Below are 12,222 nucleotides of genomic sequence, written 5' to 3' on the forward strand. Positions count from 1 at the left end.
TCAAAATCTAAAACCTGTCCGATGGATCAGATTAAATGGGGTATTATCGGCTGCGGCAATGTGACCGAAGTCAAAAGCGGCCCTGCATTCAACAAGGTACCCAATTCTTCCCTGGTAGCGGTAATGCGACGGGACGCAGCACTGGCGCAAGATTACGCCGAAAGGCACGGCGTGCCCAAATGGTATGACGACGCCGAGGCGCTTATCAACGACCCCGATATCAACGCAATTTACATCGCCACGCCGCCCGACGCCCACGAAAGCCTGGCTATCGAGGCAATGCAGGCGGGTAAGCCGGTTTACATCGAGAAGCCCATGGCACGTACCGCCGCAGAATGCGACCGTATCAATGCCGAAAGCAAGCGCACCGGCGTGCCGGTTTTCGTAGCCTATTACCGCCGGGCATTGGATTACTTCCTGAAAGTAAAGGAACTGATCGACAAAAAAGTAATCGGAGATATCCGATTCGTAGATATTTGCCTCCAATGGCAGCCATACGAAGAGGAAGTCGGTCCAAATCCGAAGCCGCGCTGGCGGGTAAATCCCGAAATTTCCGGCGGCGGGCATTTTCATGACCTCGCTTCTCACCAGTTCGACCTGCTCGAATTCATTTTCGGCCCCATTCGCCACGCATCGGGCATCGCCCGCAACCAGGCGGGCCTGTATGAGGCCGACGATATTGTGGTGGCCAATTTCGAATTCGAATCAGGCATATTAGGAAAAGGAAGCTGGTGCTACACCATAGATAAAGACCAGCGCGAAGACCAGGCACAGATCGTCGGTTCGAAGGGGCGCATTACCTTTTCGTTTTTCGAGAAGTTCGATATACATGTCGAAACTTCGGAAGGCATCGAGGTTTTTCATATCCCTTATCCTCAGCACGTACAGCAGCCACTCATCGAATCGATCGTGGGGCAGCTCCGCGGCGAGGGCAAGTGCCCGAGTAGTGGCGATACCGGCGCGCGGGCGAACCTGATCATGGACAGGATCACCCAAAAGCAATAATTTTCCTGGCGATGGATACAAATGCGCAGGTTATTGCTGTTATTTGAAAGATTACACAACTTTAAAATTCAATAGTCATGGCCAAAGGAAAAAACCTGGATAAGGGGAGCGACAAAAAAGAGGCGACTAAATCCCTGAAAGAAAAAAGAGCCGATAAAAAGGCGAAAAAGGATGGTAAGAAAGAATACTGACCGTCCGGACCGTCCATTCCGAATGGCTCCCGCTAAGCAATGCAGGAGCCATTTTGCTTTAATAAATCTCCCTGTTAGTCTTGTATTTCGAAAGCCGCTTCCGCGAACGGACGATTTTCGAATGGATCTTGTTTTTCTCGTCGGGTGTCAGGATGTCGTCGGCCAGCGATTTGTCGATCGTCAGTTGGATCATATCCCGCTCACGTTTCAGTTTGGCGTATTCGCTAGCGGTAAGTTTGTGGCTCTTGTAGGCTGTTTCGATCTGCCTGTTCAGTTTCCGGAGATCGGCTTTGAAATTCTGCGAATGCGCGCTGTGGGCTAATAACAGTGCAAAGAGACTGGCAAAGAGTAGTTTCATGGCTGTAAGGAACGTTCAATTGTGGTATTTAAACTGATGCGAATATAAACCGGCATACATAAACAGTACCAGGCCTGCTTAGTGACTGGTGCAAGATACTTGCGCAAGTTTCGGGTTGGCTTCCCGGGAGGGGCAAGCCAAATTTGTATCAACAAATTAAAACATCCCATGGACCAGCAAGCTTATAACTACGACAAAATCGCGAAAGCCATCGAATACATCGTGGCAAACGCAAAAGAACAACCTACGCTCACCGAGGTCGCCGGCGAGGTGAACATCAGTCAGTTTCACTTCCAGCGCATGTTTTCGGAATGGGCAGGTGTGAGCCCGAAGCGGTTCCTGCAATACATTACTGCGGGCTATCTGAAAGACCGGATCAGGGAATCGAACAACCTCGTCGAGCTGGCCGAATCGGCGGGGTTGTCGAGCCAAAGCCGGGTCTACGACCATTTCATTTCAATAGAAGGCGTTACGCCACAAGAGTTCAAGAGCGAAGGTAAAGGATTGGTAATCAGCTATGGGTTTCATGAAACACCTTTCGGGGATTGTTTCATAGCCGCCACCGAACGGGGCATTTGCGCCATGGCATTTGTGGACGATGCCACCCGTGACTTCCAGTTGATCGAACTCGCACGTAAATGGCACTACGCCACCATCCGTCCGGATCAGCAGTTGACTGCTGGCTTCGTTCGGCGCATTTTCAGCCCCGCGGAACAATCACTCGAAAAGCTCCCATTGCTCGTGCAAGGGACCAATTTTCAGTTAAAGGTATGGGAAGCATTGCTCAGCATCCCACAAGGTGCGGTAACCACCTACCAACAGATTGCCCAACAGATCGGCCACCCCAAAGCCGTTCGCGCCGTGGGTTCCGCCGTCGGCGACAACCCTATCGCATACATTATCCCCTGTCACCGGGTGATCCGAAAAGAAGGCATTCTGGGCGAATACCGTTGGGGCAGTTTGCGTAAAAAGGCGCTGATTGGTTGGGAGGCTGCCCGTCAGGATGAGGAATATTTTGCACAGAAACAAGCAATTTAAAATAGCACAATAAAAATAAATTGTCACTATAATGGATTGTATGACAATTTAATAGAGCCTGTACAATGCAATTTTTCCGTGTTGGACTGATTATGGATGACCGGTTTCCAAACTATCAACCAAAATCAAAACATCAACATGAAAAAGAAACTCATCTTTTCGCTCGCAGTTTTCGCTCTTATCCTCACGGCGAGGTCGGCAAGCTTTGCACAGTTCTCGCTGGGATTACAGGGTGGGATCGCCAAATCCAACGTGGAAGATTCCAAGACAGTGGCAGGCGGTGGTGTAAACCTTCGCGTCTTCGCTTCTCCGCAATTTGCCATTGGGGTTGCCGGTAAAATCTATGCCGACGGAAGTGACTACCGCGTGGCCGGTCAAACGCTCAGCAGTACCGGAACGCTTATGCCCGTAACCGGCACCCTTGACTACTTCTTCACCCAGGGCGTGATCCGCCCTTACATCGGTGGCGACGCCGGGGTCTATTTTTCAAAGTACAAGGCGAAATGGAACGGCGAAACAGTGCTGGAATCGTCTAAACGCAGCAACTTTGGTGCCGCGCCCCGTGCCGGTCTGGTGTTCGCGTTCGGAAACGTCGGTATCCAGGTTGAAGGTATTTACCATTTTGTATTTGGAAACAAAAACCACGATTCCGAAACCGGCTCGCCCAACAATATCGACTTTGAATCCACGTCTAAGTTCGGCGGTGTGAATGTAGGTGTCATATTCGGACTGGGAGGCAAATAAATCCCTTCAATGCATTTGAATTGAGAACGCGCCCGACGGCGCGTTTTTTTGTTGTCCGACATTCCCGCATTAAATTGCCGGCTCAATTAAGGGCATTCTATTGGCTGACACATTACCCTTTCCCGACCAACTTTGCAACTGGCTGATATCCATTTCGTTCCCGTGCAGCCTTGTGCGCGAGCCTGATTTTACATTGCCCGTTGCCCTGATCGGCGATGGTGATCGTGTAGTGATGAAGATAATTCCGGTCGAATTCGAAGCGTGGCGGAAGTCGGACGGCACAAAACTGCTTCATGACATTACCCTCAAACTGGCAAGCATCCGTAATGCGGGCATATTGGGCGTTGTGCTTTGGGAAGATTACTGGTTGGCTAAAAGAAGCATCGTCCAATCCCGGCTGACGTCTATGCTCGGACGATCCGCGAGGATTCCCGCGCGGCTCACACTTGCTCGCCGGATCGATAACGCCCTCACAACGCAATTCCTTGACGACAATCATCTGAATGGGCCTACGACGTCTAAATTTCGCTATGGCCTTTTTCTGCCAAAGCGATATTACCGGGTCTTGCCTTCCAATTTTGCATTTGATCAACTGCCGGAAGAACTGCTGGTGGCCATCGCGACTTTCAGCAATGCGCGCATTTTCGAACAAGGGGCGCAACCCTTCCGGTCGCATGAGCTGATCCGGTTTGCGAGCTTGCAGGGAACCAATGTTGTTGGAGCGCTGGATAAATTGCTGAATGCATTTATCCGCGAAAAAGCACCGGACGATATTATGACTTACGCCGACCACGAATGGTCCGACGGCCGGAGCTACCTGCGGCTGAACTTCGAAGAAAGGGGAAGCATGGCCCCGCGGGAAGTCCTCGTGGATTTGCGCAATATGGCGCGCGTATCCAAAACACCAGAACTGGCCGAAATTTCATCGGTTGATTATCTAACAGTGTTTAATTTGGGCAGCACCAAATATGTGAAGACCATTAAGCCAGCACCTGATGAACCTTGAAACACCGTTACTGGTCATACTCGGGCCGACGGCCTCGGGGAAGACGCACCTGGCCACACGCGTCGCATACGAGATCGGCGGCGAAGTCATCAGCGCCGACTCGAGGCAAGTTTACCGGCAAATGGACATCGGAACAGGCAAAGACCTGGACGAGTATCGGGTGAATGGGCGCAGCATCCCCTATCGCTTGATCAACATCCGTGACGCCGGCGAAAAATACAATGTCAATGATTTTCAGCATGATTTTGCGGATTCCTACCGGGAAATACTTGCAGCAAACCACATTCCTGTCGTTTGCGGGGGAACCGGGTTCTATATGTATGCATTACTGAAAGGGCATGCCAACGACACCGTGCCCGCCAATGAAGCATTGCGTGAAAGCCTTGAAAACCAAACTACCGAACAACTGCTGGAACAATTTCATCGATCCAACTCTCCTTACCACTCGCTGGCTGATACATCCACACGCAAGCGCCTCATACGCGCGCTCGAAATCGCCACATTCCTGAGCGAGCATCCCGGGCAAGAAATAAGGTTTGGTACAAAAGATCAGGCATATCCCGCCATGATATTCGGCCTGAACCCACCAGTCGAAACGCGGCGCGAACGCATTAGCCAAAGACTCGCGGCCAGGTTAAAGCAGGGTTTAATAGAAGAGGTGCAAAATCTTCTTAATGAAGGCATTAGTGATGAATCGTTAATCTACTACGGCTTGGAATACAAATATGTAACCTTGTACCTGACAGGCGGGCTGTCCTATGAAGAAATGTACGTCAAGCTGGAAACCGAGATACACCGGTTTGCCAAGCGGCAAATGACGTTTTTCAGGAAAATGGAAAAGGACGGCCTGAAAATCAACTGGATACCCCACGAGTGGGCGGAGAATGAGAAAATCCGTTTCGTAATTGCGCATTACCGGGAATTTAAAAGCGGTAATACAAGTAATATGTAAGTGTAACCCCATCAAAAAAACGTCGTCAAAACAAATGAATCGTAAATGGAGCAGCTTGTTATTGCTGCTGGTATTGAGCGTCACGGATGCATACCTCCTCGCGCATCCGAATCTGATCGGAAAAATCGGGGTATTGATTTACAAACATCATTACATCCGCAATTTTCCACGGGCGTTGCTTACAGTGACGATCGTGGTGGGTGTGCTGCTGGCTATTTGTGAGCTGGTTTACAGGTTCGCGCAAAAGAAGACGGCGATTTTCAGCTATCTCACTTTGACAGCTGTGTCGCTATTCTGGTTTATGTATGTATTTGTGACCTTTTCGTCATTTTCCTACCGGATCACAGGCAAGGCATTCATTTACGGCGCGCATTTGCTGCCGGTAATATTAACGGGGCTGACACTGAGGTATCTCATCAAAAGGATACTCGTCAAAGAGCCTGTTAACGATGCCTTAAAAGACGAAAAAAGGGGCCCTGAAGGATTAAAAGGGGGGCCGAAAGCATGAATAGTTGTCCAAATCGCACAAGACAATAGAATATTCTCATAAATCCTTCAAATTGTGTAATATTATTGTTTCCGTCTTGAATTTTCACAAATAAACCATGGATAATAATAGAAAGTACGTGGTTTTTTAGGATATTGCGGCTTGTGTCGGACCGGGAAATGGTTAAACCCGAAGCCATTTAACACAAAATTAATTTGTTGGGCAAGTAAATCGCTGTTAACGAAAAACTTTGGCTTGAATTGACCGATTGGCCTGCCTTGTCATTAACCCTTTTAATTTTATTCTTATTTCTATGTCCCAAATAGCTGAATTGACCCTTGAAGGTAAAAAGTACGAGTTCCCGATAATTGAAGGAAGTGAGCAGGAAAAGGCGATAGATATTTCCAAATTACGTGACCAGACAGGGTATATTACGATTGATCCAGGTTACAAGAATACCGGCGCGACCAAAAGCGCTATTACATTTCTGGATGGAGAAGAAGGCATTCTGAATTACAGAGGTTACTCGATCGAGGACCTGGCTGAAAAATCTTCGTTCCTTGAAGTAGCATACCTGCTTATTTACGGAGAGCTTCCTACTGAAAAACAATTCGCTGAATTTGAACATGAAATCCGTACGCATACGCTCGTAAACGAGGACATGCGCAAGATTTTCGAAGGCTTCCCCGTGAATGCGCACCCCATGGGCGTGCTGTCGTCGTTGGTGAGTGCCATGAGCGCCTTTTACCCGGACGCCAACGCTCAGAATTCGGAAGCGGAGACGCAATTGCACATTATCCGCCTGCTGGCGAAACTGCCGACAATCGCCACCTGGTCTTATAAGAAATCACAAGGCCATCCGGTGAATTACCCGCAAAACGACCTCGACTATTGCTCCAACTTCCTGAATATGATGTTCTCGCTACCCGTAGCGAAATATAATGTAGATCCGGTTGTATCAGCAGCATTGAATAAATTGCTCATCCTCCATGCCGACCACGAGCAAAACTGCTCTACGTCGACGGTAAGACTGGTAGGATCTTCGCACGCCAACATTTTCTCTTCCATTTCCTCAGGTATCAGCGCATTATGGGGCCCGCTCCATGGTGGTGCCAACCAGGAAGTAATTGAAATGCTCGAAGCGATCAAAGCTGACGGCGGCGATACGCAGAAATACATCAACATGGCCAAAGACAAGAGCAGCGGCTTCCGCCTGTTTGGTTTCGGCCACCGTGTTTATAAAAACTTTGACCCTCGTGCCCGCATTATCAAAAAAGCGGCGGACGATGTTCTGAACAAGCTTGGGATCAACGATCCGGTTCTTGAAATTGCCCAAAAACTCGAAAAAGCAGCTTTGGAAGACGAATATTTCGTACAACGCAAGCTCTATCCGAACGTAGATTTCTATTCAGGTATCATTTACCGCGCATTGGGAATCCCAACCAATATGTTTACGGTGATGTTCGCGATCGGCCGTCTGCCGGGATGGATCGCGCAATGGAAAGAAATGCGCGTGAACAAGGAGCCGATCGGTCGCCCGCGTCAGATCTATACCGGAGCACCTAAGCGCGAGTTCGTTTCGATTAGCGAGAGGAAATAGTAACGATTGAATGATTGAATGACCGAATATATCTTTCGATCATTCAAAAAAGGCCCTTCGGGATTTCTCGATGGGCCTTTTGCATTTTACATAATCCATTCAATCATTCAAAATTGATCACGGCGAAAGCCGCTCAATCTTCCACCCATCCGGCGTCTTCGTATACGCTAACCGGTCGTGCAAACGGCTTGGTCTTCCCTGCCAGAATTCTACATAATCGGGAATTACACGGTAGCCGCCCCAATGCGGCGGACGGGGCACAGGCTGGCCTTCGAAACGGGCTTGCAGCTCCTCTGTTTTTTCTTCCAGAAACTCCCGGTTTGGAATTACTTCGCTCTGCGCCGATGCCCAGGCGCCGATCTGGCTTCCCCGGGGCCGCACCCCGAAGTATTCGCTGGATTCCGCGTCGGAAGTTTTTTCGATTTTCCCTTCGATACGCACCTGCCTTTCAAGCTCTTTCCAAAAGAAAGTGAGCGCTACATGTGGATTAGCTTCGATCTCATGTCCCTTTTTGCTGTCATAATTGGTGAAGAAGGAAAAGCCCCTCTCATCGAGGTCTTTCAGCAGCACGATACGGCCCGTCGGGCGGCCTTCGAACACGGTACTGAGCAGCATCGCATTCGCTTCCGTAATGCCCGCTTCACGCACTTCTTCAAACCATAACCTAAACTGTGTCAGCGGGTCAGGGTCCAGATCGGTTTCCAGCAGGCCCCTGAGTTGGTAGTCGTAACGGATATTTGCAATGTTATGATCCATTGGATACTAATATGTTCAATGTTACGATGCCAAAAGTAGCCATTTCAGAGGAAAGATTATTAGATTTGTAATCTATAAGAGACCGTACGTACGAAACAAGCATCACGATGGCACAAGAACAACAAGAAGGGGTCAAGAGCGAAGAGCAGGACGACCTGGCACCAAAAACGATTGATACCCTTGAAATTGATCTTAACAATGAGTTGACGGAGGAGCACGAGGAGGAAACGCCTGATGTAGATTACAGCCAATTATCTAAGGAACAACTGGTTAACTTGTTAGAAAATGAACTTGCAGCCATTCGTGGCGAAGCTGCAACTGCCGCTCAGTTGAAGAAAGCGGAAGCTGTTGCCAAGGGAGTTCGTGCGGTAGTGGATCACTTCAAACAAAAAGACCGTGAAACCGCGCTGAAAACGTTTGTCGAAGAAACAGGCGGCGAAGACGGATTCGAATACAAATACGACGCGGATACACAGAAGATCGACGCCCTGAGCCGGGAGATCCGCGGCCTCAAAAATGCCTTCTATCAAGGTCAGGAAAAGGAAAAAGAGAAGAATTTCAATGTAAAAACGGCGCTGCTCGGTCGTTTGCGCGCACTCGTAGACGAGGAAGGTACGCGTGAAACGGATGCGAGTGGGCTGAAATCAAGCTGGGAGGAATTCAAGAAGATCCAGGAAGAATGGAAGGCCGCGGGCAACGTTGCATCGCCGCACAACGGCACCCTTTGGGCGACGTATAATGCATTGATCGATCGCTATTTTAGCAACCGTAATATCTATTTTGAACTCAAAGAACTCGACCGCCGACGCAACGCTGAATTAAAAGCCGAATTGTGCGAGAAAGTCGAAGAACTGGGTAAATCGCTGGAAGGCAGACCGATGACACGGGAGATCCTGAACGAAGCGAATCATATTTTTGAGGAATACAAACACCTTGGTCCCGCGCCGAAAGAAGACCAGGAAAAGCTGTGGCAACGCTTCAAAGAGGCGCTCGACGTACTCTACGATGCGCAACGGGGCCAGTTTGCCGAGCAGAAGAAATCGATGCAGGAGAACTATGAGCAGAAGCTGAAAATCTACGAAGCGATCGTTCCGTTCACCAGCTACAACTCAGGAAGCATTAAGGAGTGGAATGCCAAAACCAAAGACATTATGGCCTTCCAGGACCAATGGGTGGCTTTGAAAGGCATTATGCCGCGTGAGGAAGGCAAAGAGCTTAGTAAGAAATTCTGGGCTGCGCTGAAAACGTTCTTCAACAACAAAGGCGAATTTTTCCGCCAGCTGGAATCGAAACGGGAACAGAATCTTGAACTAAAAAATCAGCTTTGCGAAGAAGCGGAAGCCGTTCTGTCAACAGGCGAAGATACCCCGTCTACCACACAGAAGGTGATTGAACTGCAAAAGAAATGGAAAGGCATCGGTCAGGTTCCAGAAAAATTCAAAGACACGATCTACGACCGCTTCAAAAAAGCATGCGATTCTTATTTCGACCAGAAACGCGCCAAGAACCGTGAAGTGGAGGAAGAATTCGAACAAAACCTGAAACTGAAAACCGACTTGATCGAAAGGATTGAAGCCGCAGCGAAGGATAAGGACGAATCGTCGCTCAATTTGCTCAGCGCATTCAAGACGGAATGGTCATCCATAGGGTTTGTACCCAAAAAGGACATGCAAGCCGTTCAGAAGCGTTATATCGCGGCGATTAACACCTATGTAAGCGCTATCGGCCAGCTTTCCACCAAGGAGAAAGAGCAGGCTGTGCTTGAAAGCGAAGTAGAACTCGTTCGCGACGGTGAAGGCGGCCGGAACCTCTACCGGAAGGAAAACGACATCCGCCGCAAGATAACGCAGCTTGAAAACGATATTTCACTTTGGCAGAATAACATCGAATTCTTCGCGAAATCGAAAACATCGGATCGTTTGAAGGCGGAATTCGAAAGAAAGATCAATAATGCGGTAAGTCAGCTGAACGAGCTGAAACACCAACTTACTATTATTCAGGAGGCTATCTAAAACCTGAAAAAAAGTTTAAAAAATTTACTTTGAAAAGGTTGCATCGTATATCCCGCTCTACTACTTTTGCACCATGATAACGGAATAACAAACGGTATCACAAAGAAAAGAGGCCTCCATAGCTCAGCTGGTAGAGCAACTGACTTGTAATCAGTAGGTCGTTGGTTCGATCCCGACTGGGGGCTCTTAAAAGTAAAGCACTTAACTCACAAGGTTAAGTGCTTTTTTCTTTTAATGATTTATTATCACTCCCAGCCGCTCCTCCACGGTCGTATCGCCGCGAATGGCAACAACCTGACAAGAAACCTTACTCAGCCATTCTTCATGAACCCCGATATTCCGACCGGTGAAGTCCCGGTCATCGTATCTCGACGCCCAATCGTAAAATTCCTTGAAAAGGCGGCTGCGCTCAGGATCTTTGTAAATAATATCGCCATACCGTTCGAGTTCGCGGTTTACAAGGCGCTGCATTCTGATTTCCTTCGGAACGTGCAGGAAGACCACCAGATCGAACGTCGGCAGCCACTGCTCTCCCCAACTGATCAACGACCCGCCGACAATGTAGCTGTCGACCCGTGAAATAGCCTCTCGGAGCATTCTGCTACGAGTAAGCGCGTCTCTGCGCACGGTGTAAGGCACTTCCGATCGCTCCCAGAAGAAATCATCGGTATCGAAATACGGTATTCCCAGTTTTTCCGACAATGCATTCCCCAAAGTAGTCGACCCCGCACAAGAGGCGCCCATAATGTGGATTTTCATAATACATGATATACACCCGGACACAAGATATTAAAAAGTCTTGTCGAATGTAAAACGCGCAGACCATCAAGTTCCCCTAAACAGCACCTGCCCATCCCTTTGCAGGTGCCAGGCGGTCACCGGGTTGAAATGATACCCCATATTCCCACCCCGCGCGGCGAGCAATTGTTTCAGGAAAGGTTGCACGTAGCCGGTTTCGTCCACAGTGCGGCTCATAATTTCGGTGGGGGTGCCGTCCCAGTTCCAGAGGTAGCGGAATGTGGTAATGGCTTTGTCCAGTACCGGCTGCTGTAATGCGGCGTGTTGCCAGGTTTTGCCGGCGTCGGTGCTTACCTCCACACGGGTTACTTTGCCCCGGCCGCTCCATGCAATACCGCGAATTTCGATCCAGCCTTTTTCGACTTTGGCGGGATACGCTGGATAGGTGATGATCGAGCGGGCATCCATGGTGAAGCTGAACTGACGGATCTTGCCGCCGCCTACCGCCTCGGTGTATTTGGAAGTTTCCTCGCGTGTCATGAACGGCGCGTCGGCCAGTTCGATGCGGCGAAGCCATTTTACATTGGCATTCCCCTCCCAACCGGGCAGAAAAAGCCGAGCGGGATAGCCTTGCTCCGGGCGTATGGCTTCCCCGTTTTGGGCGTAGGCGATGATTGCGTCGTCCCAGCCCTTGTGTACCGGCACACTGCGCGTCATTACGGCGGCGTCGCCACCTTCTGCCAGGAACCAGGTCGCTTTCGGGCTTACGCCTACTTCTCGGAAGAGTGTCGACAGTGCGACGCCCGTCCATTCGCTCTGACTGGTAAGGCCGCATATTTCCTGCGGACGGATCTTGCCGTCGCTGCTGCCCCGGTAATTGCCCGAGCATTCCAGAAACGCGATACGCGACACGGAGGGAAAACGTTTGAGGTCGGCGAGCGTGAAAACCATGGGCTTTTCGACCATCCCGTGGATCACCAGTTCGTATTTGGCGGGGTCGATGGCCGGCACGCCTCCGTGGTGACGCTCGTAATGCAGGTCCGAGGGCGTGATCATCCCATGCAGGTCCTGCAACGGCGTTCGCGAGGACGTGTCGGATGGGGTTTTCGTGGGTTTTTCAAACGGCGAGCGCGTGCCGAGGGTTCCGGGCGGCACGCCGGGGACTTTGGTGGGGTCTTCCGAGCCCAGCTCGGAGGCCGTCAATGCGGCCTGGAATGCTTTGCCACTGGCGGTTTGTACCAACACAATGGAGGCCGCGGCCGCACCGGCCAGCAAATTTCGCCGGCTGATCTTGGCGGAGCTTACAACTGGTTTTCTATCGTTGGATTGTTGCAT

Annotated in this window: 12 protein-coding genes and 1 tRNA gene; 9 read left to right on the forward strand and 4 right to left on the reverse strand. The window is 50.0% G+C overall.

Going from position 1 to position 12,222, the window contains the following annotated elements:
- Window positions 1-21: 21 nt before the first annotated feature.
- Entirely contained in the window at window positions 22-1,005 is a 984-nt protein-coding gene (locus ACTJJJ_RS07680; RefSeq protein WP_426294215.1) for a Gfo/Idh/MocA family protein, read from the forward strand.
- Between the two features lie 249 nt (window positions 1,006-1,254).
- Here ACTJJJ_RS07680 and ACTJJJ_RS07685 read toward each other — a convergent pair whose 3' ends face one another.
- Complete coding sequence (locus ACTJJJ_RS07685; RefSeq protein WP_426294214.1) at window positions 1,255-1,554, reverse strand: hypothetical protein; 300 nt, start codon at window positions 1,552-1,554, stop codon at window positions 1,255-1,257.
- Between the two features lie 168 nt (window positions 1,555-1,722).
- Between ACTJJJ_RS07685 and ACTJJJ_RS07690 the strand changes: the two genes are divergently transcribed.
- The 6 genes from ACTJJJ_RS07690 (at window position 1,723) to ACTJJJ_RS07715 (ending at window position 7,381) form a co-directional block, all read left to right on the forward strand.
- On the forward strand, window positions 1,723-2,592 hold the full coding sequence (locus ACTJJJ_RS07690; protein ID WP_188928918.1) for a methylated-DNA--[protein]-cysteine S-methyltransferase: 870 nt from the start codon (window positions 1,723-1,725) through the stop codon (window positions 2,590-2,592).
- A gap of 138 nt (window positions 2,593-2,730) precedes the next feature.
- The gene (locus tag ACTJJJ_RS07695; protein ID WP_426294213.1) at window positions 2,731-3,336 is read left to right on the forward strand and encodes a hypothetical protein; all 606 of its coding nucleotides are present in this window, start codon (window positions 2,731-2,733) and stop codon (window positions 3,334-3,336) included.
- Window positions 3,337-3,436: 100 nt separating this feature from the next.
- Window positions 3,437-4,342: a hypothetical protein gene (locus ACTJJJ_RS07700; RefSeq protein WP_426294212.1), complete on the forward strand. Its 906-nt coding sequence runs from the start codon at window positions 3,437-3,439 to the stop codon at window positions 4,340-4,342.
- Complete coding sequence (miaA, locus tag ACTJJJ_RS07705; RefSeq protein ID WP_426294211.1) at window positions 4,332-5,294, forward strand: tRNA (adenosine(37)-N6)-dimethylallyltransferase MiaA; 963 nt, start codon at window positions 4,332-4,334, stop codon at window positions 5,292-5,294. Before ACTJJJ_RS07700 ends, miaA begins: the two co-directional genes overlap by 11 nt.
- A gap of 34 nt (window positions 5,295-5,328) precedes the next feature.
- Window positions 5,329-5,802: a hypothetical protein gene (locus ACTJJJ_RS07710; RefSeq protein ID WP_426294210.1), complete on the forward strand. Its 474-nt coding sequence runs from the start codon at window positions 5,329-5,331 to the stop codon at window positions 5,800-5,802.
- Between the two features lie 292 nt (window positions 5,803-6,094).
- The gene (locus tag ACTJJJ_RS07715) at window positions 6,095-7,381 is read left to right on the forward strand and encodes a citrate synthase (RefSeq protein ID WP_188928909.1); all 1,287 of its coding nucleotides are present in this window, start codon (window positions 6,095-6,097) and stop codon (window positions 7,379-7,381) included.
- Between the two features lie 117 nt (window positions 7,382-7,498).
- Here the strand turns inward: ACTJJJ_RS07715 and pdxH are convergent, their stop codons facing one another.
- Window positions 7,499-8,137, reverse strand: a complete 639-nt coding sequence (pdxH, locus tag ACTJJJ_RS07720) for a pyridoxamine 5'-phosphate oxidase (RefSeq protein WP_426294209.1) — start codon at window positions 8,135-8,137, stop codon at window positions 7,499-7,501.
- Between the two features lie 107 nt (window positions 8,138-8,244).
- Between pdxH and ACTJJJ_RS07725 the strand changes: the two genes are divergently transcribed.
- Together ACTJJJ_RS07725 and ACTJJJ_RS07730 are read left to right on the forward strand one after the other, a co-directional pair.
- Window positions 8,245-10,149, forward strand: a complete 1,905-nt coding sequence (locus tag ACTJJJ_RS07725) for a DUF349 domain-containing protein (RefSeq protein ID WP_426294208.1) — start codon at window positions 8,245-8,247, stop codon at window positions 10,147-10,149.
- Window positions 10,150-10,261: 112 nt separating this feature from the next.
- A tRNA-Thr gene (locus tag ACTJJJ_RS07730) sits at window positions 10,262-10,334 on the forward strand.
- A 46-nt stretch (window positions 10,335-10,380) separates the two neighbouring features.
- On the opposite strand, the gene ACTJJJ_RS07735 is transcribed toward ACTJJJ_RS07730, so the two are convergent.
- Both ACTJJJ_RS07735 and soxC read right to left on the reverse strand, forming a co-directional pair.
- Entirely contained in the window at window positions 10,381-10,908 is a 528-nt protein-coding gene (locus tag ACTJJJ_RS07735) for a shikimate kinase (protein ID WP_440701694.1), read from the reverse strand.
- Window positions 10,909-10,974: 66 nt separating this feature from the next.
- Window positions 10,975-12,222 (reverse strand): sulfite dehydrogenase, encoded by a 1,248-nt coding sequence (soxC, locus tag ACTJJJ_RS07740; protein ID WP_426295915.1) that lies wholly within the window; start codon window positions 12,220-12,222, stop codon window positions 10,975-10,977.

Source organism: Dyadobacter sp. 22481, assembly GCF_052044875.1.
In the GTDB taxonomy this organism is placed as follows: Bacteria; Bacteroidota; Bacteroidia; order Cytophagales; family Spirosomataceae; genus Dyadobacter; species Dyadobacter endophyticus.

Excerpts from the sequence above, each read along its gene's own strand:
- soxC (WP_426295915.1), bottom strand. The coding sequence starts at position 12,222 with ATGCAACAATCCAACGATAGAAAACCAGTTGTAAGCTCCGCCAAGATC.
- ACTJJJ_RS07725 (WP_426294208.1), top strand. The coding sequence starts at position 8,245 with ATGGCACAAGAACAACAAGAAGGGGTCAAGAGCGAAGAGCAGGACGAC.
- ACTJJJ_RS07680 (WP_426294215.1), top strand. The coding sequence starts at position 22 with ATGGATCAGATTAAATGGGGTATTATCGGCTGCGGCAATGTGACCGAA.
- ACTJJJ_RS07685 (WP_426294214.1), bottom strand. The coding sequence starts at position 1,554 with ATGAAACTACTCTTTGCCAGTCTCTTTGCACTGTTATTAGCCCACAGC.
- miaA (WP_426294211.1), top strand. The coding sequence starts at position 4,332 with ATGAACCTTGAAACACCGTTACTGGTCATACTCGGGCCGACGGCCTCG.
- ACTJJJ_RS07735 (WP_440701694.1), bottom strand. The coding sequence starts at position 10,908 with ATGAAAATCCACATTATGGGCGCCTCTTGTGCGGGGTCGACTACTTTG.
- ACTJJJ_RS07710 (WP_426294210.1), top strand. The coding sequence starts at position 5,329 with ATGAATCGTAAATGGAGCAGCTTGTTATTGCTGCTGGTATTGAGCGTC.
- pdxH (WP_426294209.1), bottom strand. The coding sequence starts at position 8,137 with ATGGATCATAACATTGCAAATATCCGTTACGACTACCAACTCAGGGGC.
- ACTJJJ_RS07715 (WP_188928909.1), top strand. The coding sequence starts at position 6,095 with ATGTCCCAAATAGCTGAATTGACCCTTGAAGGTAAAAAGTACGAGTTC.
- ACTJJJ_RS07690 (WP_188928918.1), top strand. The coding sequence starts at position 1,723 with ATGGACCAGCAAGCTTATAACTACGACAAAATCGCGAAAGCCATCGAA.
- ACTJJJ_RS07695 (WP_426294213.1), top strand. The coding sequence starts at position 2,731 with ATGAAAAAGAAACTCATCTTTTCGCTCGCAGTTTTCGCTCTTATCCTC.